Source organism: Pseudomonas sp. LS.1a (assembly GCF_022533585.1).
Lineage (GTDB): Bacteria > Pseudomonadota > Gammaproteobacteria > Pseudomonadales > Pseudomonadaceae > Aquipseudomonas.
This window is the reverse complement of the sequence record NZ_CP092827.1, coordinates 5,443,626-5,468,264: the sequence shown is the minus strand read 5'-3', so window position 1 is coordinate 5,468,264 and position 24,639 is coordinate 5,443,626. Positions and strand designations below refer to the sequence as shown.

The window sequence follows — 24,639 nt, the reverse complement described above, 5'->3', positions numbered from 1 at the left end:
GCCCTACGGTACTGGCACCAGACGCAAGGTACTCTGCGCCGGAATCACCCCCATCTGCGCCTTCTGGTACTGCCCCTGCACATACCCTTCGGCCTGATCCGCAAAATGCCTGTCGAACGGCACACCACTCTGGCCGACCGGGTTGCTGGTCAGCGCCTGCCCGGCATCGGCAAAGTCGACCAGCCGCCGAGTCGACGGCCCATAGGTCACCGGCCATGGCGCCGGGCCGATTTTCGCCGAGAGGTTGTTCGGCACTTCATGGGTGCCCGGTGCAGCGAACGGGCCGACGTTGAACAGCAGGTTCAGCGGCTTTTTGACCCCCAGCGGGTGGTTGTGGGTCAGGGTATGCGCCTTGCCCCACTGCCAGCTGGCCGGGTCACTGCCCACAGTCTCCCGCAGGTGCTTCAAGCTGTTCTGCCACGCCGTGCGTACCACGGCGGTACGGTCGGTGCGCTGGTTGCCTCCGCGAGTGCTCCACCAGGGCGAATCGGCATCCGCCGCCAGGCGCGGCAGGGCGGCGTCGATGGCGCGGGTGCTGATCAGCACCGGGAACCAGGTGTCGCCCAGTTCGTCATGCAGGGCCGCGAATGCCAGTTCGTAGAGGAACTGGTTGAACAGTGTGGCGCTGGTAGAGTCGAGCGGGTAGTCGCCGCCCCAGGCTGCCAGTTGCTCGACCAGCTCTTTCTCTTCGTCACCTTCGGCCACTGCACGTAGCGTTGCCAGCAGTGGTGCAAGGGTGCGCGGGCCATGGTCGCTGGCAGTGTCCAGTTGCAGCGCCTGGCTGTTTTGGGTGTCCCACTTCACCTCGGGGTCGGCCAGGTGGCGGTCGAGCTGGCGGCCACGGTCCGGCAGGTTGTAATAGCCCGGTACCGGCACCACCGCCGGCGGCTGGTAGTTGGCCGAGACAATGTAGCCGCGCGCCGGGTTCTCCTGTTGCGGGTTGACGCTGAATGGATAGAAGCCGAGCTTGTCGGCCTGCGCACTGCCACCGTCGAGGATGAACGCGGGATCGACGCCGTCGGGGCGAATCGGCAACTGCGCCGCCGCCCACCAGCCGATATCGCCACGGGCATTGGCCCAGACCAGGTTCAGCCCCGGCGCATGCACCTTGGCCGCGGCCTCGCGCATCTTGCCCAGGGTATTGGCGCGGTTGAGCTGGTAGAAACCGTCGAGAATCGGGTTTTCGGTTTCCAGGAACGCCCACCACATGGCGATAGGCGTGGGCCCGGCGGTGGCGCCCAGCACGTCGTTGACGATCGGGCCGTGGGGCGAGCGGCGCAGGCTGAGGGTGACCGGTGCTTCGCCTTTGACGGCGATCTGCTGCTCGGTCTTCTCCAACGCCTGCCATTTGCCATCGACCATCACCTGGTTGGCGTCGGCCGGGTTGGTGCGTTCGGCGATCAGGTCGACGTCGTCGTTCTGGAACATGGTCAGGCTCCAGCCAAAGTCGCGGTTGTGGCCGAGCAGGGCGAACGGGTTGAGCGCCTGGAAGTAGCCATACAGGTTGAAACCGGGCGCCGACAGCTCGGCCTCGTACCACACCGCCGGCACCGCGAAACCGATGTGCGGGTCGCCGGCCAGCAGTGGCTTGCCACTGCGGGTACGGCTACCGGCCACGGCCCAGGCGTTACTGCCCTCGAATTGCGGGATGCCCGCGTCACCCAGTGCTTCATGGCTGAGGCGGGCGAGGGCTTCCAGGCTTTGCCAGTCGGCAGCGGCCAGCGGTGTACCCAAGGCGCCCTCGGGCTGCCAGGCGAGATCGAAGATGTTCAGGTACTCGGGGCCCAACTGGTCGCGAATGTAGGTCAGCGCGGGCTCGGTGCGAAACGCGGCGGCAAAGCTGTAGGCCAGGTAGCCGGCGATGCTCAGGGTGTCTTCGGCGCTGAACGGGCGCGCAGTGATGCCCAGCAGGTCGAACTCCATGGGCTTGGGGTGGCTGGCCTGCCAGCTGTTCACCCCCTCAAGGTAGGCCTGCAGGGCTTGCCAGGCGGGCGCTTGCCGGTCCTGACGCTTGGCCATCAGTGCTGCCTGCTCGCGAATGCGCAGGCTGCGGAACAGGGTGTCGGTGGGCAGCAGCTTGTCACCCAGCACCTCGGCCAGCTCGCCCCGGGCAAGGCGGCGCAGGATCTCCATCTGGAACAGCCGGTCCTGGGCATGCACGTAACCGAGGGCACGGTACAGGTCCGGTTCGCTCTGCGCCTGCAGGTGCGGTACGCCGCGGGCGTCGTAGCGCACGCTGACCGGGGCCTGCAGGCCGGCGATGGCCACCTCGCCCTCGCGTTGTGGCAGCTTGCCCTGCACATACCAGTATCCGGCGCCGGCGGCCACGGCAACTACCACGGCCAACAGGGTCAGGCTGCGCTTCATGCAGGCTCCTTGTGCGTTCAAGCGAAAAATGTGGTCCGATGATCGGCGGATTCGCGAACAGAGCATAGCCCCAGGAAGGAGTTTCCATGTCCCTTAGCGAAAAACAGAAAATGCTTACAGGCCAGCTCTATCACGCTGGCTGCCCCGAGCTGCAGGCCGAGCAGATCGCCAACAAGCACTGGATGCACCGCTACAACAGCAGTGTCGAGTTGCTCAACGACGCACGTCACGGGCTGCTGCTAGAGCACTTTGGCCAGGTCGGTGAAGGCGCGGTGATCCGCCCGCCGTTCTATTGCGACTATGGCTACAACATCAGCGTCGGCCGCAATACCTTCATGAATTTCAGCTGCGTGATCCTCGACGTGCTGCCGGTGCGAATCGGTGACGACTGCCAGATCGGCCCCAACGTGCAGATCTATACCGCCGACCACCCGCTCGACCCCGAGGTGCGCCGCACCGGGCTGGAGAGCGGTCGGCCGGTGACCATCGGCAACAATGTGTGGATCGGCGGCGCGGCGATCATCCTGCCGGGGGTGACCATCGGTGACAACGCCGTGGTGGGTGCCGGTAGCGTGGTCACCCGTGACGTGCCGGCGGGCGCGGTAGTCGTGGGCAACCCGGCTCGGGTGCGTCAGCCGGCCCAAGAGCAGTAGCAGCCCACCGCCAGGGTATTGGAGGCGCTCACCTGGCGGCCGTCGAGCAGCGCCTTGAGGACCGGTTCGATGAAGCTGTTGCTGGCGTTGCACACCGCGCCTTCACTGTAGGGGCCGAAGTAGGCGAGGTGGCCTTGCCGGTCCCAGATAGCCACCGCCGGGGAGGCGGGCAGGTGTTCGCTGCCGGGCAGGCCGGCGAGTGGCTTGAGGGCGGTGAGGTTGGCGGGCAGTTGGCCGTGGCTGCCGGGCTTTTGCAGCACGTGGAAGATCACGCCCTGGCTGGCGAACTGGCTGACCAGGTCGCCCAGGTGCTGCTGGTTGCCGACGTTGCACGGGCAGGCCGGGTCCCAGAAATGCACTACCCGGATCGGGCCGGGGCCAGCCAGTTCGGTGGGCAGTCGCAGCTGGCTACCATCGAACAGCGTCGCCTGGTTGTCGAACGGTCGCAGGTAGCGGGCCTGGAAGGTGGTGTAGGCCTGCCAGAGGATGGTCACGCCGACCAGAAGGGTGATTGCCGTGCACAGCGGTTTGATGAGCCGAGTCTTCATGAAGTTTCCGCGGTCCCTGTAGGAGCGGTGCTGGTGGTTCGAAGGTGAGCAAGCTTGCCACGACGCCAGCCAGAGCTGAATATCCCAGATCAATACTTGCTTCACTGTGGATGTACCCGATGCCCGCTGCCTTTCACCCTGACCTCCTGCGCACCAGCCTGGCGCCGCTGACCGCTCGCCAGCCGTTGTCGGCGCAGGCGCAGGACTACCAGCGCTTCTATGGCCTGAACCTGCCGGCACATAGCTGGCTGGGTGGCTTTCAGGCTGCCGGGTTCGACCTGGTCGGGCAGGTCTGGCTACCCGAACAGCCGACCGCGACGCTGTTCCTGCTGCACGGCTATTACGACCATATGGGCCTCTACCGGCATGTGATCGATTGGGCGCTCAAACAGGGTTTCGCCGTGATCAGCTGCGACCTGCCCGGCCACGGTCTGTCCAGCGGCGAGCGGGCCAGCATCAGTGATTTCGCGGTGTACCAGCAGGTGCTGGAGGCATTGTTCGAACAGGCGCGCACGCTGCAACTGCCGCGCCCCTGGCACCTGTGCGGGCAAAGCACCGGTGGCGCCATCGCCGTGGACCACCTGTTGAACCAGGGTGCGCGCAGCCCCATCGATGGCCAGGTCATCCTGTTGGCACCGCTGGTGCGGCCCTGTGCCTGGCGCTGGTCGAAGCTGAGCTATCGCGTGCTGCGTCACTTCGTGAACGGCATCGAACGGCGTTTCAGCGAGAACACCAATGACCCGGCCTTTCTGCCGTTTCTGGAAGCCGACCCGCTGCAACCGCGCCGCCTGCCAACGGCCTGGGTGGGCGCCTTGATTGCCTGGGTCAAGCGCATCGAGGCCGCGCCGCGCAGTACGCGGCGGCCGTTGATCGTGCAAGGAGAGGCGGATGGCACAGTGGACTGGCCGTACAACCTTGAAGTACTCAAGACCAAGTTTGCCGAGCCACAGATATTGATGCTGCCTGAGGCCCGTCACCACCTGGCCAACGAGCTACCGGGCATTCGCCAGCGCTACTTCGACTTCATCGACCAGCGCCTGGGCTGATCACTTCAGGTCGTTGGTGCTCTGGCCAACCGCCAGGCCTGCGCGCACTGCGGCCAGGGCGGCCTGGTAGTAAGCCTTGCCATCTGGCGACTCGGCAAAGGTGGCGAACTCTTCCAGCTCGGCATCGGACAGGTCACGGTAGACATACAGCAAGGTGTTGTTGAGGTCTTCGCCGATCTGGTTCATCAGGCGTTGGCGCTGGCCGTCGAGCAGGCCCTGGGCCTGGCCGCTGCCGAACAGGCCGGGGATCATCGAGCTGAGGCTATCGGCCGCCACGCCAGCGATGGCCAGGCTCACTTCGGCGCCGGCTTCGCGCGCCGGCAGAGCCTGGGCCAGGTGGCCGATGATCAGCAGGCGGTCGTCGCTGGCCTGGATTTTCGGCAGGCCCTTGGCATTCCTGGCCAGTTCATCCTTGCGTGTGGCCTTGAGCTCGGCGGCTACCACCTTGCGGCCCAGCGGCGAGCGGAAAAAGGCCAGCGCCGGTGCCGGGTTGGCCAAGGTTGCGCGCAGCTGCGCCTGGGCACGCCGGTCCACCGCCTGGGCCTGGAAACGCTGGTTGCTGTTGTTGACCAGCGCCTGGTACACGGCGGGTGGCAAACTGTTGCGGTAGCGTTCCTGGGCGGCGGTCAGGGCATCGTTGAAATGGGCGCGCTGGTCGGGCCAGCCGGCGGCCTTGTACAGTTGATCCAGGTTGTCTGCCCAGACAGGCACGGTGCAGATCATCAGCAGAATCAGGGAAAACAGACGGCGCATTCAGGACTCCTGTCGGCAGGTGGCTATTGTCCGTGGCCGGGCGCCGGTTTGTCGAGATATCCGCGTGCTTCTCGGCCAAGTGGCGCTGTGCGCCGGCATGGCTAATGGATATGATGCGCGCCATGCACATCTCCCCTGAACACCCGATGCTTGCGGCCGTCGTCGACGATCTGGCCACCCATGGCTGGTCCCAGCAGGCGCTGTTTCTGCCTGCCGACCTGGTGCGCGCGCTGGCGGCCGAGTGCCGGCGCCGTGATGCCGAAGGCGAACTCAACCCCGCGGGGGTTGGGCGCGGTGCTGCCCAGGAGGTACGCGAGGCCATCCGCGGCGACCAGATCCAGTGGATCGACCCCGGTCAGGCCGAGGCCTGCGACCAGTACCTGGCCGCCATGGACCAACTGCGCCAGGCCATCAACCGGGGCCTGTTCCTCGGCCTGGAGGATTTCGAGTGCCATTTTGCCCTGTACCCACCGGGGGCATTCTATCGCCGGCATCTGGACCGCTTCCGTGACGATGACCGGCGCATGGTGTCGGCGGTGCTGTACCTGAATGAAGACTGGCAGCCGCAGGACGGTGGCCAGTTGCGCATGTTCCTGGCGGACGGTGTCGAGCATGATGTCGAGCCGGTGGCTGGCTGCCTGGTAGTGTTCCTGTCGGGCGAGGTGCCCCATGAGGTGCTGCCGGCCGGGCGTGAGCGGCTTTCGTTGACCGGGTGGTTCCGGCGCCGTGGCAATGACCTGTTCTGACCTGCCCAAGGTGCTGGTCAGCGCCTGCCTGCTGGGGCAGCCAGTGCGCTATGACGGCCGCGCCAGTGGCCACCCCGACCTTTTGCAGCATTGGCAGGCCGAAGGGCGCGTGGTGCCGTTGTGCCCGGAAGTGGCCGGTGGCTTGCCGACACCACGGCCGCCGGCAGAGATACCGGGCGGGCAGGGTGGTGAGGTGCTCGACGGTGGCGCGCAGGTGCTGACGGTGACGGGCGAGGATGTCAGCGCCGAGTTCCTGGCCGGGGCGCAACGGGCGCTGGAGCTGGTGCGCCGGCACGGCATTCGCGTGGCGGTGCTGAAGGCGGGTAGCCCTTCGTGTGGCAACCGGTTGACCTATGACGGCACGTTCAGTGGTGTGAAGGTGGCGGGGGAAGGGGTGACCACGGCATTGCTGCGGCGGGCGGGGGTGCTGGTGTTCAGCGAGCTGGAGCTGGACGAGGCACAGCAGGCGCTGGCTGGGCTTTCAGCTTAAGCCTGTACCGGCCTCTTCGCGGGTGAACCCGCTCCCACAGGTTCTCCACAGCCCTCAAGGCTTGTGATGTCCCTGTGGGAGCGGGTTCACCCGCGAAGAGGCCGGTACAGGCAGTAAAAATCCTATTGCCCGTCCGCAGTCTCTGGCACACCCTTGAACCACTTCTGCTCAAGCTCGGCAGTCCGTCCGCTGTCCTTGAGCCGCTGCAGTGCATTGTTCACCGCGCTCTCGAACGCCGGGTTGTCCTTCTGGAACGGGATCACCAGCTGCTTCTCGCCAAACGGCAGGCTTACATCGAGCTGGCCGTCACCTTTGGGCGATTCGCTCGACGGGGTCAGTGCGATGTCGTACTTGCCACTCTCGACACCGGGCAGTACCTCTGTCGCAGGGGCTTCGATGAACTCGGCGCGCAGGTCCAGCTCCCTGGCCAGGTCCTGGCCGAACTCGATCTCGAAACCGGTCAGGTGGTCATTTTCCTTGAAGGCGTACGGTGAGTTGTCGGCCTGCACGGCGATGCGCAGTTCGCCCCGGTCGGCGATTTCATCTATCAGCTCGGCCTGAGCCAATGGCGTGATCAGTACCGCCAGCAATACCCCTATGGTCGAACGCATGAAAGCCCCTTTCTTCTTTGGCAAATGAATAACCTTCGCCACGGCTTTTTTCCTCGCCGTGGTCGAGCGCAGCCTATGACCTTGAAGCCTCGGCATTGTTTAACCTTGATTGAAATATTTCTGCCTGACGATGTGAACATCTGGGCGCACATATCAACTAAGGTGAACCACCGCCGCCACTGGAATATTGGCGGCGGTCAATAAGTGAATCACAGGAGAAGTGAATGAACAGCCTATTTTCGCGTGCTGCCGTTGCCGGTCTGTTGATGGGAGCGTCGGTGTTCGCCAGTGCCACAGATGCCCTGAAGAGCCAGGAACCGCCAAAGGAGGCCAAGGTCTTCATCGTTTCCCCCGCCGATGGCGCTACGGTCGACCAGACCTTCACCGTCAAGTTCGGCATCGAGGGCATGGCGCTCAAGCCCGCGGGTGACAATACCCCGCACACCGGGCACCACCACCTGCTGGTGGATGTGGACAAGGAACCCATGGCCGACATGGCGCTGCCAGTCAGCCAGATGCCACAGAGCGGCACCGCGCTGCCGGCGGGCCCGCAGGTGCTGCACTTCGGCAAGGCGCAGACCGAAACCAGCATTACCCTGACCCCGGGCAAGCACACCCTGCAGTTGGTGCTGGGTGACCAGTATCACGTGCCGTTCAAGCCGAGCGTTGTGTCGCAGAAGATTACTGTCGACGTGAAATAGGTGTTGGATTCTTCGCGGGTAAACCCGCTCTCACAGGGATCCCACAGGTCTGAAGCTTGTGGTGATCCTGTGGGAGCGGGTTTACCCGCGAAGCAGGCGACACCAATGTCACAGGCAAAAAAAGGGAGGCCACCAGGGCCTCCCTTTTTCATGTCGCCAGCGAACTTAGAACAGGACGCGGGAACGGATGGTGCCCTTGACCTGTTGCAGCTTCTCTTGCGCCAGGTCGGAGTACTCGGCGTCAACGTCGATCACCACGTAACCGACTTTCTCGTTGGTTTGCAGGAACTGACCGGAGATGTTGATGCCGTTCTCGGCGAAGACCTTGTTGATCTCGCTGAGTACGCCCGGGATGTTTTCGTGGATGTGCAGCAGGCGGTGCTTGCCTGGGTGTGCCGGCAGGGCAACTTCCGGGAAGTTGACCGAGGACACCGAGGTACCGTTGTCGCTGTACTTGACCAGCTTCTCGGCCACTTCCAGGCCGATGTTGGCCTGGGCTTCGGCGGTGGAACCACCGATGTGCGGGGTCAGGATCACGTTGTCCAGGCCGCGCAGCGGGCTTTCGAACTCTTCGTCGTTGGAACGTGGCTCGACCGGGAACACGTCGATGGCGGCGCCGATCAGGTGCTTGTCCTTGATGGCGGCGGCCAGGTGGTCCAGTTCGACCACGGTGCCACGGGCGGCGTTGATCAGGATCGAGCCCTTCTTCATGGCACGAATCTCCTTCTCGCCGATCATCCACTGGGTGGATGGCAACTCAGGCACGTGCAGCGAAACGATATCGGCCAGGCCCAGCAGCTCGTGCAGGCTGGTGACTTGTACGGCGTTGCCCAGTGGCAGCTTGGTCAGCGGGTCGAAGAAGTAGACCTGCATGCCCAGGCTTTCGGCCAATACCGACAGCTGGGTACCGATCGAACCATAACCGACGATGCCCAGTTTCTTGCCGCGGATCTCGAACGAGTTGGCCGCGCTCTTGATCCAGCCACCACGGTGGCAGGAAGCGTTCTTCTCAGGGATGCCGCGCAGCAGCAGGATGGCTTCGGCCAGTACCAGTTCGGCTACCGAACGGGTGTTGGAGTAGGGCGCGTTGAACACGGCGATACCGCGCTCGCGGGCAGCTTCCAGGTCGACCTGGTTGGTACCGATGCAGAAGCAGCCGACGGCGACCAGTTTCTTGGCGCAGTCGAAGATCTCTTCGGTCAGCTGGGTGCGCGAACGGATGCCGATGAAGTGGGCGTCGGCGATCTTTTCCTTCAGCTCGGCTTCCGGCAGCGAACCAGTGAGGTATTCGATGTTGGTGTAGCCGGCGGCCTTGAGGGTATCGACCGCGTTCTGGTGCACACCTTCAAGAAGAAGGAACCGGATCTTGCTCTTGTCGAGAGAAGTCTTGCTCATCTGCGTAAACCTGTATCCCGGAGAAAAAATGGCGAGGGTGATGCCAGGCGCGAAGGCAGCCTTAGCATGAACAGCGGGAGGGCTATGCTAGCATACGCGACACAATCTGAGCTTATCCCGACAGGTGAAGTGTGCTCAGGGTGACTATGAATAAGTCGAGAGTTCCAGCGATGACTCACCCCGCTGTTATTGATGAACTGATGACCCTTGTCGACCCTGGCAAGGTCCTGACCGACGCAGCTTCCCTGGAAGCCTATGGCAAGGACTGGACCAAGCATTACCCACCGGCGCCCAGCGCCATCGTGTTTCCCAAAACGGTGGCGCAGGTGCAGGCGATCGTGCGCTGGGCCAATACCCACAAGGTGGCGCTGGTGCCGTCTGGTGGGCGTACCGGGCTTTCTGCAGGCGCCGTGGCGGCCAATGGCGAAGTGGTGGTCGCCTTCGACTACATGAATCAGATTCTCGGCTTCAATGCCTTCGACCGCACCGTGGTCTGCCAGCCCGGGGTGATTACCCGCCAGCTGCAGGCCTGTGCCGAAGAGCAGGGCCTGTATTACCCGGTGGACTTCGCCTCCAGCGGTTCCAGCCAGATTGGCGGCAATATTGGCACCAATGCTGGCGGGATCAAGGTAATTCGCTACGGCATGACCCGCAACTGGGTGGCCGGGCTGAAAGTGGTCACCGGCAAGGGTGAGCTACTGGAGCTGAACAAGGACCTGATCAAGAACGCCACCGGCTATGACCTGCGCCAGCTGTTCATCGGCGCCGAAGGTACCCTGGGCTTCGTGGTCGAGGCCACCATGCGGCTGGACCGTGCACCGCGCAACCTCACCGCGATGGTGCTGGGCACCCCGGACTTCGATTCGATCATGCCGGTGCTGCATGCCTTCCAGGCCAAGCTGGACCTGACCGCCTTCGAGTTCTTCTCCGACAAGGGCCTGGCCAGGATCCTGGCGCGCGGCGACGTGCCGGCACCGTTCGAGACCGCCTGCCCGTTCTATGCGCTGCTGGAGTTCGAGGCCAGCACCGAGGAGGTGGCCAACGAAGCCTTGGCCACCTTCGAGCACTGCGTCGAGCAGGGCTGGGTGCTGGACGGGGTGATGAGCCAGAGCGAGACCCAGCTGAAAAATCTGTGGAAACTGCGCGAGTACCTGTCGGAAACCATCTCGCACTGGACCCCGTACAAGAACGACATTTCCGTCACCGTGTCGAAAGTGCCGGCGTTCCTGCGCGATATCGATGCCATCGTCGCCGAACATTACCCGGATTACGAAGTGGTGTGGTACGGCCACATTGGCGACGGCAACCTGCACCTGAACATCCTCAAGCCCGAGCACATGAACAAGGATGAGTTCTTTGCCTCGTGCACCAAGGTCAACAAGTGGGTGTTCGATATCGTCAAACGCTACAACGGCTCGATCTCGGCCGAGCACGGCGTGGGCATGACCAAGCGCGACTACCTGGGCTACAGCCGCTCGCCCGAAGAAATCGCCTGCATGAAGGCAATAAAGGCCGTGTTCGACCCTAACGGCATCATGAATCCGGGTAAGATCTTCGCACCTGAATAGAAAGCAGTATCCAGAGGAGTCGGCCATGAGTTACCAGCACCAGTACGTAGACGGCACGCGCATTCACTTCCCGCTGGGCAAGGTGGTGTGCATCGGCCGTAACTATGCCGAGCATGCCAAGGAACTGGACAACCCGATCCCCACCGAACCATTGCTGTTCATCAAGCCGGGCAGTTGCGTGGTGCCGGCCGAAGGTGGCTTCAAGATCCCGACCGAGCGCGGCTCTGTGCACTATGAGGCCGAAATTGCCGTGCTGCTGGGCAAGCCGCTGTCGACTCATCCGAGCGAGGAAGAGGTGCTGGACGCCATTTCCGGTTATGCCCCGGCGCTGGACCTGACCCTGCGCGATGTGCAGGCCAGGCTGAAAGAGAAGGGCCTGCCATGGGAGCTGGCCAAGTGCTTTGACGGCGCCTGCGTACTGCCGCCGTTCGTGTCGGCCGCCAGCTTCGAGGACGTGACCGACATCCCGGTGCGCCTGACCGTCAACGGCGAGGTGCGCCAGGACGGTAACAGCGCGATGATGCTCAACCCGATCGTGCCGATGATCCAGTACATGGCTGCGCATTTCTCGCTGCAGGCGGGGGATGTGATCCTCACCGGTACTCCGGCTGGCGTAGGGCCGTTCCATGTCGGTGACGAACTGGTGCTTGAGCTGCCGGGTGTGAGCCGCTTCGAAAGCCGGGTGCTTTGAGCTGGAACCGTATCGCCTTCTTCGCGGGTAAACCCGCTCCCACAGGAACTGCGCAACTCTCAAGGGCGGCGCTATGCCTGTGGGAGCGGGTTCACCCGCGAAGAGGCCGGTCCGGTTTACCGATTTTTCACACCTGATCCGGATAATGCGCGGATCTACGCCCATTTCCCCAGGACCCCTGCATGCCATCTCCCTCCAGCGCCCCGGCAACCCCCAAGCGTCGTTTCTTCCTGCGCTGGCCCTTCGGCCTGGCCGTGGCAGCGGTAATCGGCTATGGCGTGGCCGTGGCCATGCACTGGGATGACCGCGGTGCGCTGTGGGTCAAGGAAAGCTTCGAAAGCACCGCCGAGCGCAGCGAAAGCGTATGGCTGCCGGACTACCAGGTCGACATCGATGCCAAGCCGCTGCCAGGCATGGACGACGATGAAGCCTCGGACGTGGCTTTCAACCCGCGTACCCGCACCCTGTTCGCAGTCATGGGCAAGAACCCGATCCTGGTCGAGCTGAGCCTGGATGGCGATGTACTGCGCAAGATCCCGCTCAACGGCTGGAACAACCCGGAAGGCGTCGCCGTGCTGGAAGACGGCTACCTGGCAATCACCGACGAGCGCCTGCACGACCTGACCGTGGTCAAGGTGGATGCGCAGACCACCGCGTTGAACCATGATGATTTCCAGAGCCACGACCTGGGCCAGTCGGTGAAGAGCAACAAGGGCTTCGAGGCGGTGGCCTGGGACCCGCTGCGCCAGCGCCTGGTCATCGGCGAGGAGCGCCCGCCCAAGCTGTATACCTGGAATACTGATGGCCGCAGCCCGCTCACCGGTGAAAAAAAGCTGCTGCCCAGCGATGAGCTGGACCTGCGCAACCTCTCGGCGCTTAGCGTCGATCCGCGTACCGGCCACCTGTTGGTGCTGTCGTCCGATTCCAACATGCTGCTGGAGCTGGACGAGCAGGGCCAGCAAGTCAGCTTCATGACCTTGCTGGGTGGTTTCAACGGCCTGCAGGGCACCATCCCGCGTGCCGAAGGGGTGGCCATGGACGACAAGGGCAACCTGTACATGGTCAGCGAGCCGGCTCTGTTCTATCGCTTCAGAAAGAACTGACCCCAATATCCGATTTTTCGGATGCTGGCATTAAGCTTTACTTCAGTTGTTCATGGTTAGATTCGCCACCCCTATGTCGAGTCTGCCCTCATGCGCCGTTTTGTTCACCCGTTTCCTGTTCTGGCCGTCATCGGCCTGATCCTGCTCGGCTTGGCCGGGCAGGAGTTCCGCCTGTTCGAGCGTGTCTGGTTTAATCTCAAGGCCTGGTGGCAGCCAGCCGAGCAGAGCATCGGCCTGGACCGTTACCGGGTGGTGGTGGAGGCGCAGCCGATCGAGGGGCTGGATGACGACATTTCGGCGCTGACCTACGACCCGGACCGCAAGACCCTGTTTACCGTCACCAATGCCCGCTCGGAACTGATCGAACTGTCGCTGGACGGCCGCATCCTGCGCCGGGTACCGCTGACCGGCTTCGGCGACCCGGAAGCCGTGGAGTACGTCGGGCCCAATAGCTATGTGATTACCGATGAGCGTCAGCAGCGGCTGATTCGCGTGCGCCTGGAGGACGACACGATGTTCCTCGATGCCGGCGATGCCGAGCAGCTGACCCTTGGCATTGGCCTGAATGGCAACAAGGGCTTCGAGGGGCTGGCCTACGATTCGGCGGGCAAGCGCCTGTTCGTGGCCAAGGAACGTGACCCGATGCTGATCTACGAGGTGCATGGCTTCCCGCACGACAACCCGGAGCAGCCCTATGCGGTGCATGTGGTACAGGACCGCAAGCGCGATTCGCGGCTGTTCGTGCGGGACCTGTCGAGCTTGCAGTTCGATGAGCGCAGCGGGCACCTGCTGGCGCTGTCGGACGAGTCGCGGCTGGTGCTGGAACTGGATGTGGAGGGTCGGCCGCTGAGTACCTTGTCGTTGCGCAAGGGGTTCCAGGGGTTGCAGGCGACGGTGCCGCAGGCGGAGGGGATTGCGATGGATGAGGCGGGGACCATCTATCTGGTCAGTGAGCCGAACCTGTTCTATGTGTTCAAACAGCCGGCGGATTGATTGCCTGGGAGGGCCTATTCGCGGGCATGCCCGCTCCCACATACGCCACAGGTTTCAGACCCCGTGCAGTTCCTGTGGGAGCGGGCGTGCCCGCGAAGAAGATTACTCGGCCTTCAGGCTCTTCACGCCTTCAGCGGTACCCAGCAGCAGCAAATCCGCCGGACGCGCCGCGAACAGGCCGTTGGTCACCACGCCAACGATGGCGTTGATCTGCGCCTCCAGCTCCACCGGGTTGGTGATCTGCAGGTTGTGCACATCGAGGATCACGTTGCCGTTGTCGGTCACCACACCCTCACGGTACACCGGGTCGCCGCCCAGCTTGACCAGCTGGCGAGCCACGTGGCTGCGGGCCATCGGGATCACTTCGACCGGCAGTGGGAAGGCGCCCAGCACAGGTACCAGCTTGCTGGCGTCGGCGATGCAGATGAAGGTCTTGGCCACGGCGGCGACGATCTTCTCGCGGGTCAGGGCTGCGCCGCCGCCCTTGATCAGGTTCAGGTGCGCGTCGCTCTCGTCGGCGCCGTCCACGTAGAACTCCAGTTCACTGACGCTGTTCAGCTCGTAGACCGGGATGCCATGGCCCTTCAGACGCTGGGCGGTGGCTTCGGAGCTGGCGACCGCGCCGTCGAAGGCAGTCTTGTGCTGAGCCAGGGCGTCGATGAAGAAGTTGGCGGTCGAACCGGTACCGACGCCGACGACGCTCTTTTCATCCAGCTTGGGCAGAATGAAGTCGACAGCGGCCTGGGCGACGGCCTGTTTGAGTTGGTCCTGGGTCATGCGGGCTCCGAGAGGGGCAGGGCGGTTTTGAAAAGAGCCTAGTATAACGGCTCGGGCGGCTTTGCTGTGGTCGCCCGACGTAGCGCTGGGGTAGACTCCCAGCCCTTGTCCCGCGGCCCAGTGATGCTTTCCCGATGCTCGAACAGTACGTCAAGAAGATCCTCACCTCGCGCGTCTACGACGTTGCGGTCGAAACCCCGCTGCAGAGCGCCGGGCAACTGAGCAAGCGCCTGGGCAACCAGATTCTGCTCAAGCGCGAAGACTTGCAGCCGGTGTTCTCGTTCAAGATCCGCGGGGCCTACAACAAGCTGGCCCAACTGACCCCGGAAGAACTGGCCCGTGGCGTGGTCACCGCCTCGGCCGGCAACCATGCCCAGGGCCTGGCCCTGGCCGCACGCGAGATGGGCATCAAGGCCACTATCGTGATGCCCAAGACCACCCCGGAGATCAAGGTCGAAGGCGTGCGTTCGCGGGGCGGCAAGGTGGTGCTGCATGGCGACTCGTTCCCCGAGGCGCTGGCCTATTCGCTGAAACTGGTCGATGAAAAGGGCTTCGTCTACGTCCACCCCTATGACGACCCGCACACCATCGCCGGGCAGGGCACGGTGGCCATGGAAATCCTGCGCCAGCACCCTGGCCAGCTGGACGCGATCTTCGTACCGGTGGGCGGCGGCGGCCTGATCGCCGGCATTGCTGCCTACGTGAAGTACCTGCGTCCGGAAATCAAGGTGATTGGCGTCGAGCCGGACGATTCCAACTGCCTGCAGGCGGCCATGGCGGCCGGTGAGCGTGTGGTGCTGCCGCAGGTCGGGCTGTTCGCCGATGGCGTGGCCGTGGCGCAGATCGGCCAGCACACCTTCGATATCTGCCGCCTTCATGTGGATGAAGTGGTCACCGTCAGTACCGACGAGATCTGCGCGGCGATCAAGGATATCTACGATGATACCCGCTCGATCACCGAACCTGCCGGTGCCCTGGGCGTGGCGGGCATCAAGAAGTACGTCGAGTTGTACGGCGTCACCGGGCAGACCCTGGTGGCCATCGATTCCGGTGCCAACGTCAACTTCGACCGCCTGCGCCATGTGGCCGAGCGTGCCGAGCTGGGTGAAAAGCGCGAGGCGATCATCGCCGTGACCATTCCCGAGCGCCCAGGCAGCTTCAAGGCCTTCTGCGAGGCTATCGGCAAGCGCCAGATCACCGAGTTCAACTACCGCAAGCACACCTCCGACGAGGCGCATATCTTCGTCGGCGTGCAGACCCACCCGGAAAACGACCCGCGGGCGGCGCTGGTGCAGCAACTGACCGATCAGGGCTTCCCGGTTACCGACCTGACCGATAACGAGCTGGCCAAGCTGCATATTCGCCACATGGTCGGCGGCCATTCGGCTGGTGCCAGTGACGAAATGGTGCTGCGCTTCGAATTCCCCGAGCGGCCGGGGGCGCTGTTCAACTTCCTCAACAAGCTGGGCGGGCGCTGGAACATCTCGATGTTCCACTACCGCAACCATGGCGCGGCTGACGGCCGCGTGGTGGCCGGGTTGCAGGTACCGGAGGACGAGCGCCACCTGGTGCCGACGGCGCTGGCGAAGATCGGCTACCCGTACTGGGACGAGACTGACAACCCGGCTTACAAGCTGTTCCTGGGCTGAGCGGCTAAGCTTGGGGCTGATGGCCCTTTCGCGGGTAAACCCGCTCCCACAGGTACTGCACAAGTCTCGAGGTCAGTGCAGTACCTGTGGGAGCGGGTTCACCCGCGAAGAAGCCACTGCAAAATGGCCTGCTCAAGGACAATAGAGACATGGAACACCTGACCACCTTCAAGACCCTGCACATCATCGCCACCGCGCTCCTGCTGCTGGGCGCCCTGGGCCTGGCGCTCTGGACCGTGCGTGCCCGCCGCCAGGGCGATGCCGAGGCTTACGCCAAGCTGCTGCGTCGCCCGCTGGTGTTCGTCTGGCTGGTGATGGGCCTGTGCCTGGTGAGCATGCCGTTCACCGGCTGGTGGCTGGTACATCTGGTGGGCTGGCCGCTGGGACAGACCTGGGTGCTGGCGTCCAGTGTCATTTATACGCTGGGCGCGTTTGCCGTGTGGTGGCTGCTGATCCGGCTGAACCGGCTGCGCAAGGCCGAGGTGGTGGGGTTGCGCTTTACCCTGGCACTGGCGGTATTCAGTGGGGTTTGCTTCCTGTCCATTGCCGGGCTTATGGGCGCCAAGCCGGTCTGAAAGCCTTGTGCTGTATGTGCTGGCCTCTTCGCGGGTAAACCCGCTCCTACAGGACCTGTGCAAGGCTTGATGGCTGTGCAGTACCTGTGGGAGCGGGTTTACCCGCGAAGAGGCCGCTACAGGAAAACCTCAATCTCGCAACGAAACCACCGGCCACCCACGTTGCTCGGCCTCCGCCCGCAGGTTCGGGTCGGGATCCACCGCTACCGCATGCGCCACCCGCTGCAACAACGGCAGATCGTTCATAGAGTCGCTATAGAAGTAGCTGTCCGCAAGATCAAAGCCGTTCTCCAGCATCCAGCGCTCCAGTCGCGTCACCTTGCCTTCACGGAAACACGGTATATCGGTACTACGCCCGGTATAGCGGCCATCACGCGTCTCGCATTCGGTCGCCAGCAACACGCGAACCCCAGGCGCCGGGCAATCGGTGCGGTGACGAAGCGGTTGGTGGCGGTGATGATCACCAGCTGGTCGCCGGCCTCGCGGTGCTGCTGCAGCAAGGTCAGCGCCTTGGGCAGGATGATCGGCTCGATGCAGTCGCGCATGAAGTCGCGGTGCAACTCGTCTAGCCGGGCTAACGGTGTTGCTGCAAGGATTTCCATGGAAAAGGCCAGGTAGGCCTGCAGGTCCAGGGTGCCGTTCAGGTAGTCCTGGTAGAAGCCATCGTTGCGTTGCTTGTAGGCAACCGGGTCGAGGATGCCGCGCTGGCAAAGGTAGTCACCCCAGGCATGGTCGCTGTCGCCACCGAGGAGGGTATTGTCCAGGTCGAATAAAGCCAGGCGCATCGAGGTCACTCGCATCAGCCAAAGGGTAGGCCGGCAGAATACGGAGTTTTCACGCGGCTGCACATAAGCTTGGCGGGCGCGTTGCTGCGCTCGCAAGCTTTGTGGAACAATGCGGTGACATGCGTTTGCGAGGTTGCTGCCGTGATCGACCCGGATGGTTTTCGCCCCAATGTCGGGATCATTCTCACGAATGATGCCGGGCAGGTGCTATGGGCTCGCCGGATCAACCAGGATGCCTGGCAGTTTCCACAGGGTGGCATCAACCCTGACGAGACGCCGGAAGATGCCCTGTACCGCGAGCTGAACGAAGAAGTTGGCCTTGAACGCGATGATGTGGAAATTCTTGCCTGCACCCGTGGCTGGTTGCGTTATCGTTTACCCCAGCGACTGGTGCGTACGCATAGCCAGCCGCTGTGCATCGGCCAGAAGCAGAAATGGTTCCTGCTGCGTCTGGTCAGCAACGAACAACGGGTGCGGATGGACCTGACCGGCAAGCCGGAATTCGACGGCTGGCGCTGGGTCAGCTATTGGTACCCGCTGGGCCAGGTTGTGACATTCAAGCGCGAGGTCTACCGACGCGCCCTGAAAGAGCTAGCACCGCGTCTGCTGACGCGCGACTGACGACGGAGTTCGACCCCGAGCCATGCTCAATACGCTGCGCAAGATCGTCCAGGAAGTAAACTCCGCCAAAGATCTCAAGTCGGCGTTGGGGATCATTGTCTTGCGTGTCAAGGAGGCCATGGGCAGTCAGGTCTGCTCGGTCTACCTGCTCGACCCGGAAACCAACCGCTTCGTGCTGATGGCCACCGAAGGCCTGAACAAGCGTTCCATCGGCAAGGTCAGCATGGCCCCCAACGAAGGCCTGGTCGGCCTGGTCGGTACCCGGGAAGAGCCGCTGAACCTGGAAAACGCCGCCGACCACCCGCGTTATCGCTACTTTGCCGAAACCGGCGAAGAAAAATTCGCCTCCTTCCTCGGTGCGCCGATCATCCACCACCGCCGTGTGGTCGGGGTATTGGTCATCCAGCAGAAGGAGCGCCGCCAGTTCGACGAGGGCGAAGAAGCCTTCCTGGTCACCATGAGCGCCCAGCTCGCCGGGGTTATCGCCCACGCCGAGGCCACCGGCTCGATCCGTGGCCTGGGCCGCCAGGGCAAGGGCATCCAGGAAGCGCGCTTCGTCGGCGTACCGGGCTCGCCTGGCGCCGCCGTGGGGCGCGCCGTGGTGATGTTGCCGCCGGCTGACCTGGAAGTGGTACCGGACAAGACCGTCGATGACATCGACGCCGAACTGAAGCTGTTCCAGAACGCCCTCGAAGGTGTGCGCGACGATATGCGCAAGTTGTCGGCCAAGCTGGCCACCCAACTGCGCCCGGAAGAGCGTGCACTGTTCGATGTGTACCTGATGATGCTTGAAGACGCGGCCCTGGGCGGTGAGGTGACCGAAGTCATCAAGACCGGCCAGTGGGCCCAGGGCGCCCTGCGCCAGGTGGTGGGCGAGCACGTCAACCGCTTCGAGCTGATGGACGATGACTACCTGCGCGAGCGCGCCTCCGACGTCAAGGACCTTGGCCGGCGCCTGCTGGCCTACCTGCAGGAAGCCCGCGCACAGTCGCTGGTGTATGCCGACAACACCATTCTGGTCAGTGAAGAGCTGACCCCGGCGATGCTCGGCGAAGTACCGGAAGGCAAGCTGGTCGGCCTGGTCTCGGTCCTGGGCTCGGGCAACTCCCACGTCGCCATCCTGGCGCGCGCCATGGGCATCCCCACGGTGATGGGCCTGGTCGATTTGCCGTATTCCAAGGTCGACGGCATCGAGATGATCGTCGACGGCTACAAGGGCGAGGTGTTCACCAACCCCAGCGAAGTGCTGCGCAAGCAGTACAGCGACGTGGTCGAGGAGGAGCGCCAGCTGGCCCAGGGCCTGGATGCCCTGCGCGAACTGCCGTGCGTTACCCCGGACGGCCACCGCATGCCGCTGTGGGTCAACACCGGCCTGCTCGCTGACGTGGCCCGTGCCCAGCAGCGCGGTGCCGAAGGGGTAGGGCTGTACCGCACCGAAGTGCCGTTCATGATCAACCAGCGCTTCCCCAGCGAGAAGGAGCAGCTGGCCATCTACCGCGAGCAGCTGGCGGCCTTCCACCCGCTGCCAGTGACCATGCGCACCCTCGACATCGGCGGCGACAAGTCGCTGTCGTACTTCCCGATCAAGGAAGAAAACCCGTTCCTCGGCTGGCGCGGCATCCGCGTCACCCTCGACCACCCGGAAATCTTCCTGGTGCAGACCCGCGCCATGCTCAAGGCCAGCGAGGGGCTGAACAACCTGCGCATCCTGCTGCCGATGATTTCCGGCATCCACGAGCTGGAAGAGGCGCTGCACCTGATCCACCGCGCCTGGGGCGAGGTGCGTGACGAAGGCACCGATGTGCCGATGCCGCCGGTTGGCGTGATGGTGGAAATTCCTGCGGCGGTGTACCAGACCAAGGAGCTGGCGCGGCAGGTGGACTTCCTGTCGGTCGGCTCCAACGACCTGACCCAGTACCTGCTGGCGGTGGACCGCAACAACCCGCGGGTCGCCGACCTGTACGACTACCTGCACCCGGCGGTGTTGCAGGCGCTGAACACGGTGGTGCGCGATGCCCATGGTGAAGGCAAGCCGGTGAGTATCTGCGGCGAGATGGCCGGTGACCCGGCGGCGGCGATCCTGTTGATGGCGATGGGCTTCGACAGCCTGTCGATGAACGCCACCAACCTGCCGAAGGTGAAGTGGATGCTGCGCCAGATCAACCTGGGCAAGGCCAAGGAACTGCTGGCCGAGGCCCTGAGCCATGACAACCCGCAGGTTATCCACAGCTCGCTGCAACTGGCCCTGAAGAACCTTGGGCTGGCGCGGATGATCGGGCCCGGGGCCAATAAAACCCTCTGAATATGAGGTGGCCTGTTCCGGCCTCTTCGCGGGTAAACCCGCTCCCACAGGTACAGCGCAGCCTTCAGATGCGGCGAAGTACGTGTGGGAGCGGGTTTACCCGCGAAGAGGCCGGAACCAGCAACATCAAATTATCAGACAAGCAACTCAACTTCCCCCAAATGCCCACCAAAGGGCCCGAAACTGCGCTCAACCAGCCGCCTTCTTCCCTGATCATCCACAATCAGCACCGTACTCGCCCGCGTCCCGTAGTTCTGGCTGGCAATGAACACACTCGACAGCAGCTTCTCGGTCGCCAACCCAACGCCCGTCTCCGGTAACTCGCCCTCCGGCGCCGGTTCGGCATCGGCCAGTAACGCCAGCAAGCGCTGCGGCTCCGGCGTTTCCAGCAATCCTTCCAGCCCACTACGCGCCTTCACCAGCTTCGGCCACGGCGTATCCAGCCCGGCATTGGAAAGCCCGTAAACCCCGGCCTCCAGCAGGCGCGGCGCCGCGTCCCGGGCATGCAGGTAACCCAGCTGCCGCCCGTCGCCCACCAGCAGGTTGAACCCCGAATAGTGCCTGCTGTGGCTGGCCACCTGGTCCAGGTAAGCCTCGACCCCAAGCGCACCCTGCAGATACGCCGCCACCAGTTCACCCCGCGAACGCGGGCCCAACGCCTGCCCCGGGTCGCGGATATTGGTCAGCGCCGCGAACCGCCCCTGCGGGCCCACGCCCAGCCAGGTGCCTCCAGCTTCCAGGTCGCGCCCGGCATAGATCCCGGGCGCATCCTCCCAGGCCGCCAGGGCCTGGGTGGGGCGGGCATAGAACTCATCGCGGTTGGCCGCCACGATCAGCGGCAGGGCATGCCCCGGCCGCCAGGCGAATACGATCAGGCACATCGGTCGGGCCTCTGGGTTTTTTCCACTGTACCCACTCCGGCAGGGCGGATCCAACCTGACACACAGTTCACTAGAGCCCCGAGCCCGGCTTCCGTTACCATGCCGCATTGTTTTCTCGGGGAAGACGAATGGAATTCGTGCTCTATCTGCTGTTGGGCGCCTGCGCCGGTGTGCTGGCCGGGCTGTTCGGTGTGGGCGGCGGTATCATCATCGTGCCGGTGCTGGTGTTCAGCTTCACCTTGCAGGGTTTCGATGCCTCGGTGCTGACCCACCTGGCAGTCGGTACATCGCTGGCAACCATCGTCTTCACCTCGATCAACGCCGTGCTCGAGCACCAGCGCAAGGGCGCGGTGCAGTGGCCGATCTTCGCCTGGATGACCCTCGGTATCCTGCTTGGGGCCGGTGTCGGCGCCAAGACCGCCTCGCTGATCCAGGGGCCGCTGCTGCAAAAGATCATCGGCGTATTCGCCCTGGTCATCGCCGCGCAGATGGCCCTGGACCTCAAGCCCAAGGCCAGTCGTGGCATCCCCGGCAAGCCTGCGCTGATTGGTGCCGGTGGGGTGATCGGCTGGGCCTCGGCCATTTTCGGCATCGGCGGCGGCTCACTGACCGTGCCGTTCCTGACCTGGCGCAGCCTGCCCATGCAGCAGGCAGTGGCCACGTCCTCGGCCTGTGGTCTGCCGATTGCCGTGGCCAGTGCCCTGAGTTTCATGCTGCTGGGCTGGCACGCGGAGCACCTGCCGGCCCACAGCCTGGGTTACGTGTACCTGCCGGCGCTGGTCGGCATTGCCGTGACCAGCATGTTTTTCGCCCGCTTCGGCGCGCGCCTGGCGCACAAGCTGTCGCCACGTTTGTTGAAACGCCTGTTCGCAGCCCTGCTGTTCTGTGTCGGCCTCAGCTTTTTGATTTGAATCGAGAGGAAGTTCCATGCTGCCTTACCCGCAGATAGACCCCGTGGCCGTGGCCATCGGGCCGCTGAAAATCCATTGGTACGGCCTGATGTACCTGGTCGGCATCGGCGGTGCCTGGCTGCTCGCCTCGCGCCGGCTGAACCGCTTCGACCCCACCTGGACGCGCGAAAAGCTCTCCGACCTGGTGTTCTGGCTGTCGATGGGGGTGATCGTCGGTGGTCGCCTGGGCTACGTGCTGTTCTATGACCTGCACCAGTACCTGGCCAATCCGACGCTGATCTTCGAGGTGTGGAAGGGTGGCATGTCGTTCCATGGCGGCTTCATCGGCGTGATGCTGGCGGCCTTGTGGTTCGGCAAGCGCAACAACAAGTCGTTCTTCGAGCTGATGGACTTCGTCGCCCCACTGGTGCCGATCGGCCTGGGGGCCGGGCGCATCGGCAACTTCATCAACGCCGAGCTGTGGGGCAAGGCCACCGACGTGCCATGGGCGATGGTCTTCCCGCCGTTCAGCGACCCGGCGCAGTTGCCGCGTCACCCGTCGCAGCTTTACCAGTTCGCGCTTGAAGGTGTGGCGCTGTTCCTGATCCTCTGGGCGTTCTCGCGCAAGCCGCGGCCGACCATGGCGGTATCCGGCATGTTCGCGCTGTTCTACGGCATCTTCCGCTTCATCGTCGAATTCGTCCGCGTACCTGATGCCCAGCTTGGCTACCTGGCCTGGGGCTGGCTGACCATGGGTCAGATTCTGTGCGTACCGATGATCCTGGCTGGCCTTGGCCTGATCTGGTGGGCTTATAATCGCAAGCCTACGGCGAAACCCGCCTGATTAATCCCACGGCAGGGGCGATCCCCCTGCCGTTTTTGCTACAGGTAAGCCATGAAACAGTATCTGGACCTGGTCCGCGACGTCATCGAAAACGGCACGCTGCAGGGCAACCGCACCGGCATCCGCACCATCAGCCTGCCGGGCGCCATGCTGCGTTTTGACCTGCAGAAGGGCTTCCCGGCCATCACTACTCGTAAACTGGCGTTCAAGTCGGCAATCGGCGAAATGGTCGGTTTCCTGCGTGGCGTGAAGAACGCCGGTGAATTCCGCGAGCTGGGCTGCAAGGTCTGGGACCAGAACGCCAACGAGAACGCCCAGTGGCTGGCCAACCCGTTCCGCCAGGGCCATGACGACCTGGGCGAGATCTACGGCGTGCAATGGCGCCAGTGGCCGGGCTACAAGCGCATCCCGCTGAGCAACCCGGCGGCCATCGAAATGGCCGAGAAGGCGGGCTTCCGCCGCATCGCCCAGGACGAGGAGGACGGCGTCGCGTTCGTCATCCTGTACAAGGCCATCGACCAGGTGCGCCAGTGCCTGGACACCATTGCCAACGACCCGGGCAGCCGCCGTATCCTGTTCCACGGCTGGAACTGCGCGCAGCTGGACGAAATGGCCCTGCCGCCGTGCCACCTGCTGTACCAGTTCCACCCGAATGTGGAGACCAGGGAGATTTCCCTGACCCTCTACATCCGCTCCAACGACCTGGGCCTGGGTACGCCGTTCAACCTCACCGAAGGCGCGGCGCTGCTGTCGCTGTTCGGCCGCCTGACCGGCTACACCCCGCGCTGGTTCACCTACTTCATCGGCGATGCCCATGTGTATGAAAACCACCTGGACATGCTCAACGAGCAGCTCAAGCGTGAGCCGCTGGAAGCACCGAAGCTGGTGATCAGCGACCGCGTGCCGGCGTTTGCCGAGACGGGCAAGTACGAGCCGGAGTGGCTGGAGAAGATCGAGCCGAGCGATTTCTGGCTGGAAGGGTATGAGCACCATGCCCCGATGACGGCGCCGATGGCGGTCTGACAGATCGCTATTGCCTGTACCGGCCTCTTCGCGGGTAAACCCGCTCCCACAGGGACCGCACAAAGCTCAGGCCTGTGCAGTACCTGTGGGAGCGGGTTTACCCGCGAAGCTTTGGGCTAATGCCCGTGGCTCCGCCCCACATGCGAATGCTCGGTATCCGGCACCGATACCGCCCCGTTCGTCTCCAGTTGCTGCAGGATCGCGCACTCAGCCCCCTGTGCATTGCAGCGCCGACGTAGCTCCACAAGCTGTTCCTGTAACGCCACCAACCCATCAATCCGTGCCTGCACATGCTCGATATGCTCGTCGATCAGCGCATTGACGCTGCCGCACGAATCGTCGGGGCTGTCGCGCAGGCGTAGCAGGCTGCGGATTTCATCCAGGGTCATGTCCAGGGTGCGGCAGTTGCGGATGAAGGTCAGCCGCTCGACATGGGCCTGGGTGTACAGCCGGTAGTTACCGTCGCTACGCGCCGGTTCCGGCAGCAGCTGTTCACGCTCGTAGTAGCGGATGGTTTCCACCGCGCAGTCGGTGGCTTTGGCCAGTTCTCCGATCTTCATCACGAAATTCTCCAGCAAGTGGCTTGACCCTATAGTGGCTACAGGGTGTTCACTTGGCAACAGGCTC

The 24,639-nt window shown here is 63.7% G+C and carries 24 protein-coding genes and 1 pseudogene; 16 read left to right on the top strand and 9 right to left on the bottom strand.

Annotated features, from left to right (window positions below; genetic code table 11):
- Nucleotides 1-3: 3 nt before the first annotated feature.
- Nucleotides 4-2,367, bottom strand: a complete 2,364-nt coding sequence (locus tag MKK04_RS25165; RefSeq protein WP_207837504.1) for a penicillin acylase family protein — start codon at nt 2,365-2,367, stop codon at nt 4-6.
- A gap of 86 nt (nt 2,368-2,453) precedes the next feature.
- Here MKK04_RS25165 and MKK04_RS25160 point away from each other — a divergent pair, with 86 nt between their 5' ends.
- Nucleotides 2,454-3,020 (top strand): sugar O-acetyltransferase, encoded by a 567-nt coding sequence (locus MKK04_RS25160; RefSeq protein ID WP_087499796.1) that lies wholly within the window; start codon nt 2,454-2,456, stop codon nt 3,018-3,020.
- Here the strand turns inward: MKK04_RS25160 and MKK04_RS25155 are convergent.
- Nucleotides 2,999-3,568, bottom strand: coding sequence for a DUF6436 domain-containing protein (locus MKK04_RS25155; protein WP_241106077.1), 570 nt, complete (start codon nt 3,566-3,568; stop codon nt 2,999-3,001). The two genes, MKK04_RS25160 and MKK04_RS25155, sit on opposite strands and share 22 nt — an antisense overlap.
- A 119-nt stretch (nt 3,569-3,687) precedes the next feature.
- Here MKK04_RS25155 and MKK04_RS25150 point away from each other — a divergent pair, with 119 nt between their 5' ends.
- The gene (locus MKK04_RS25150; protein ID WP_241106076.1) at nt 3,688-4,614 is read left to right on the top strand and encodes an alpha/beta hydrolase; all 927 of its coding nucleotides are present in this window, start codon (nt 3,688-3,690) and stop codon (nt 4,612-4,614) included.
- Here the strand turns inward: MKK04_RS25150 and MKK04_RS25145 are convergent, their stop codons facing one another.
- Nucleotides 4,615-5,367 (bottom strand): DUF2059 domain-containing protein, encoded by a 753-nt coding sequence (locus MKK04_RS25145; RefSeq protein WP_063912124.1) that lies wholly within the window; start codon nt 5,365-5,367, stop codon nt 4,615-4,617. It lies immediately after the preceding gene.
- A 113-nt stretch (nt 5,368-5,480) separates the two neighbouring features.
- On the opposite strand from MKK04_RS25145, the gene MKK04_RS25140 reads away from it, so the two are divergent.
- Together MKK04_RS25140 and MKK04_RS25135 are read left to right on the top strand one after the other, a co-directional pair.
- Complete coding sequence (locus MKK04_RS25140; RefSeq protein ID WP_207837517.1) at nt 5,481-6,113, top strand: 2OG-Fe(II) oxygenase; 633 nt, start codon at nt 5,481-5,483, stop codon at nt 6,111-6,113.
- Entirely contained in the window at nt 6,100-6,603 is a 504-nt protein-coding gene (locus MKK04_RS25135) for a DUF523 domain-containing protein (RefSeq protein ID WP_233694050.1), read from the top strand. Before MKK04_RS25140 ends, MKK04_RS25135 begins: the two co-directional genes overlap by 14 nt.
- A 122-nt stretch (nt 6,604-6,725) precedes the next feature.
- On the opposite strand, the gene MKK04_RS25130 is transcribed toward MKK04_RS25135, so the two are convergent.
- Nucleotides 6,726-7,214 carry a substrate-binding periplasmic protein gene (locus MKK04_RS25130; RefSeq protein ID WP_207838171.1) on the bottom strand — a complete coding sequence of 163 codons (489 nt, stop codon included), beginning with the start codon at nt 7,212-7,214 and terminating at the stop codon, nt 6,726-6,728.
- Nucleotides 7,215-7,438: 224 nt separating this feature from the next.
- On the opposite strand from MKK04_RS25130, the gene MKK04_RS25125 reads away from it, so the two are divergent.
- Nucleotides 7,439-7,915 (top strand): DUF4399 domain-containing protein, encoded by a 477-nt coding sequence (locus MKK04_RS25125; protein ID WP_207838168.1) that lies wholly within the window; start codon nt 7,439-7,441, stop codon nt 7,913-7,915.
- A gap of 165 nt (nt 7,916-8,080) precedes the next feature.
- On the opposite strand, the gene serA is transcribed toward MKK04_RS25125, so the two are convergent.
- Nucleotides 8,081-9,310, bottom strand: a complete 1,230-nt coding sequence (gene serA / locus MKK04_RS25120) for a phosphoglycerate dehydrogenase (protein ID WP_207838165.1) — start codon at nt 9,308-9,310, stop codon at nt 8,081-8,083.
- Nucleotides 9,311-9,480: 170 nt separating this feature from the next.
- Between serA and MKK04_RS25115 the strand changes: the two genes are divergently transcribed.
- The 4 genes from MKK04_RS25115 (at nt 9,481) to MKK04_RS25100 (ending at nt 13,665) form a co-directional block, all read left to right on the top strand.
- Nucleotides 9,481-10,878, top strand: a complete 1,398-nt coding sequence (locus tag MKK04_RS25115) for an FAD-binding oxidoreductase (protein WP_233694052.1) — start codon at nt 9,481-9,483, stop codon at nt 10,876-10,878.
- 25 nt (nt 10,879-10,903) lie between these two features.
- The gene (locus tag MKK04_RS25110) at nt 10,904-11,569 is read left to right on the top strand and encodes a fumarylacetoacetate hydrolase family protein (protein WP_207838159.1); all 666 of its coding nucleotides are present in this window, start codon (nt 10,904-10,906) and stop codon (nt 11,567-11,569) included.
- A gap of 182 nt (nt 11,570-11,751) precedes the next feature.
- Nucleotides 11,752-12,672, top strand: a complete 921-nt coding sequence (locus tag MKK04_RS25105; protein ID WP_233694053.1) for an SdiA-regulated domain-containing protein — start codon at nt 11,752-11,754, stop codon at nt 12,670-12,672.
- 90 nt (nt 12,673-12,762) lie between these two features.
- Entirely contained in the window at nt 12,763-13,665 is a 903-nt protein-coding gene (locus tag MKK04_RS25100; protein ID WP_241106075.1) for an SdiA-regulated domain-containing protein, read from the top strand.
- A gap of 102 nt (nt 13,666-13,767) precedes the next feature.
- Here the strand turns inward: MKK04_RS25100 and rpiA are convergent, their stop codons facing one another.
- On the bottom strand, nt 13,768-14,442 hold the full coding sequence (gene rpiA / locus MKK04_RS25095) for a ribose-5-phosphate isomerase RpiA (protein ID WP_063912115.1): 675 nt from the start codon (nt 14,440-14,442) through the stop codon (nt 13,768-13,770).
- A 134-nt stretch (nt 14,443-14,576) separates the two neighbouring features.
- Here rpiA and ilvA point away from each other — a divergent pair, with 134 nt between their 5' ends.
- Nucleotides 14,577-16,091, top strand: a complete 1,515-nt coding sequence (gene ilvA / locus MKK04_RS25090; RefSeq protein WP_241106074.1) for a threonine ammonia-lyase, biosynthetic — start codon at nt 14,577-14,579, stop codon at nt 16,089-16,091.
- Between the two features lie 149 nt (nt 16,092-16,240).
- Nucleotides 16,241-16,666 carry a DUF2269 domain-containing protein gene (locus MKK04_RS25085; RefSeq protein ID WP_225779645.1) on the top strand — a complete coding sequence of 142 codons (426 nt, stop codon included), beginning with the start codon at nt 16,241-16,243 and terminating at the stop codon, nt 16,664-16,666.
- A gap of 129 nt (nt 16,667-16,795) precedes the next feature.
- On the opposite strand, the pseudogene MKK04_RS25080 reads toward MKK04_RS25085, so the two are convergent.
- Nucleotides 16,796-17,451, bottom strand: a pseudogene (locus tag MKK04_RS25080) (HAD family hydrolase).
- Nucleotides 17,452-17,592: 141 nt separating this feature from the next.
- Between MKK04_RS25080 and MKK04_RS25075 the strand changes: the two are divergent.
- Nucleotides 17,593-18,072 carry an RNA pyrophosphohydrolase gene (locus MKK04_RS25075; protein WP_003249017.1) on the top strand — a complete coding sequence of 160 codons (480 nt, stop codon included), beginning with the start codon at nt 17,593-17,595 and terminating at the stop codon, nt 18,070-18,072.
- 22 nt (nt 18,073-18,094) lie between these two features.
- Complete coding sequence (ptsP, locus tag MKK04_RS25070; protein WP_087499782.1) at nt 18,095-20,374, top strand: phosphoenolpyruvate--protein phosphotransferase; 2,280 nt, start codon at nt 18,095-18,097, stop codon at nt 20,372-20,374.
- Between the two features lie 134 nt (nt 20,375-20,508).
- Here the strand turns inward: ptsP and MKK04_RS25065 are convergent, their stop codons facing one another.
- Nucleotides 20,509-21,255 (bottom strand): NRDE family protein, encoded by a 747-nt coding sequence (locus MKK04_RS25065; protein ID WP_233688357.1) that lies wholly within the window; start codon nt 21,253-21,255, stop codon nt 20,509-20,511.
- A 128-nt stretch (nt 21,256-21,383) separates the two neighbouring features.
- Between MKK04_RS25065 and MKK04_RS25060 the strand changes: the two genes are divergently transcribed.
- The 3 genes from MKK04_RS25060 to MKK04_RS25050 are packed head-to-tail and all read left to right on the top strand — an operon-like array spanning nt 21,384 to nt 24,012.
- Nucleotides 21,384-22,166, top strand: coding sequence for a sulfite exporter TauE/SafE family protein (locus MKK04_RS25060; RefSeq protein ID WP_233688358.1), 783 nt, complete (start codon nt 21,384-21,386; stop codon nt 22,164-22,166).
- 16 nt (nt 22,167-22,182) lie between these two features.
- Nucleotides 22,183-22,989, top strand: coding sequence for a prolipoprotein diacylglyceryl transferase (gene lgt, locus MKK04_RS25055; RefSeq protein WP_063912108.1), 807 nt, complete (start codon nt 22,183-22,185; stop codon nt 22,987-22,989).
- Nucleotides 22,990-23,040: 51 nt separating this feature from the next.
- Nucleotides 23,041-24,012: a thymidylate synthase gene (locus tag MKK04_RS25050; RefSeq protein WP_241106073.1), complete on the top strand. Its 972-nt coding sequence runs from the start codon at nt 23,041-23,043 to the stop codon at nt 24,010-24,012.
- A gap of 116 nt (nt 24,013-24,128) precedes the next feature.
- On the opposite strand, the gene cadR is transcribed toward MKK04_RS25050, so the two are convergent.
- Complete coding sequence (cadR, locus tag MKK04_RS25045; RefSeq protein ID WP_016712550.1) at nt 24,129-24,572, bottom strand: cadmium resistance transcriptional regulator CadR; 444 nt, start codon at nt 24,570-24,572, stop codon at nt 24,129-24,131.
- Between the last annotated feature and the right edge of the window lie 67 nt (nt 24,573-24,639).

Bases quoted from the DNA above. Each gene is read 5' to 3' on its own strand.
- MKK04_RS25145 (WP_063912124.1), bottom strand. From the start codon at position 5,367: ATGCGCCGTCTGTTTTCCCTGATTCTGCTGATGATCTGCACCGTGCCT.
- ilvA (WP_241106074.1), top strand. From the start codon at position 14,577: ATGCTCGAACAGTACGTCAAGAAGATCCTCACCTCGCGCGTCTACGAC.
- MKK04_RS25165 (WP_207837504.1), bottom strand. From the start codon at position 2,367: ATGAAGCGCAGCCTGACCCTGTTGGCCGTGGTAGTTGCCGTGGCCGCC.
- MKK04_RS25050 (WP_241106073.1), top strand. From the start codon at position 23,041: ATGAAACAGTATCTGGACCTGGTCCGCGACGTCATCGAAAACGGCACG.
- MKK04_RS25100 (WP_241106075.1), top strand. From the start codon at position 12,763: ATGCGCCGTTTTGTTCACCCGTTTCCTGTTCTGGCCGTCATCGGCCTG.
- MKK04_RS25110 (WP_207838159.1), top strand. From the start codon at position 10,904: ATGAGTTACCAGCACCAGTACGTAGACGGCACGCGCATTCACTTCCCG.
- cadR (WP_016712550.1), bottom strand. From the start codon at position 24,572: ATGAAGATCGGAGAACTGGCCAAAGCCACCGACTGCGCGGTGGAAACC.
- MKK04_RS25130 (WP_207838171.1), bottom strand. From the start codon at position 7,214: ATGCGTTCGACCATAGGGGTATTGCTGGCGGTACTGATCACGCCATTG.
- MKK04_RS25140 (WP_207837517.1), top strand. From the start codon at position 5,481: ATGCGCGCCATGCACATCTCCCCTGAACACCCGATGCTTGCGGCCGTC.
- ptsP (WP_087499782.1), top strand. From the start codon at position 18,095: ATGCTCAATACGCTGCGCAAGATCGTCCAGGAAGTAAACTCCGCCAAA.
- MKK04_RS25115 (WP_233694052.1), top strand. From the start codon at position 9,481: ATGACTCACCCCGCTGTTATTGATGAACTGATGACCCTTGTCGACCCT.
- MKK04_RS25150 (WP_241106076.1), top strand. From the start codon at position 3,688: ATGCCCGCTGCCTTTCACCCTGACCTCCTGCGCACCAGCCTGGCGCCG.
- MKK04_RS25155 (WP_241106077.1), bottom strand. From the start codon at position 3,568: ATGAAGACTCGGCTCATCAAACCGCTGTGCACGGCAATCACCCTTCTG.
- MKK04_RS25125 (WP_207838168.1), top strand. From the start codon at position 7,439: ATGAACAGCCTATTTTCGCGTGCTGCCGTTGCCGGTCTGTTGATGGGA.
- rpiA (WP_063912115.1), bottom strand. From the start codon at position 14,442: ATGACCCAGGACCAACTCAAACAGGCCGTCGCCCAGGCCGCTGTCGAC.
- serA (WP_207838165.1), bottom strand. From the start codon at position 9,310: ATGAGCAAGACTTCTCTCGACAAGAGCAAGATCCGGTTCCTTCTTCTT.
- MKK04_RS25085 (WP_225779645.1), top strand. From the start codon at position 16,241: ATGGAACACCTGACCACCTTCAAGACCCTGCACATCATCGCCACCGCG.
- MKK04_RS25105 (WP_233694053.1), top strand. From the start codon at position 11,752: ATGCCATCTCCCTCCAGCGCCCCGGCAACCCCCAAGCGTCGTTTCTTC.
- lgt (WP_063912108.1), top strand. From the start codon at position 22,183: ATGCTGCCTTACCCGCAGATAGACCCCGTGGCCGTGGCCATCGGGCCG.
- MKK04_RS25160 (WP_087499796.1), top strand. From the start codon at position 2,454: ATGTCCCTTAGCGAAAAACAGAAAATGCTTACAGGCCAGCTCTATCAC.
- MKK04_RS25060 (WP_233688358.1), top strand. From the start codon at position 21,384: ATGGAATTCGTGCTCTATCTGCTGTTGGGCGCCTGCGCCGGTGTGCTG.
- MKK04_RS25065 (WP_233688357.1), bottom strand. From the start codon at position 21,255: ATGTGCCTGATCGTATTCGCCTGGCGGCCGGGGCATGCCCTGCCGCTG.
- MKK04_RS25135 (WP_233694050.1), top strand. From the start codon at position 6,100: ATGACCTGTTCTGACCTGCCCAAGGTGCTGGTCAGCGCCTGCCTGCTG.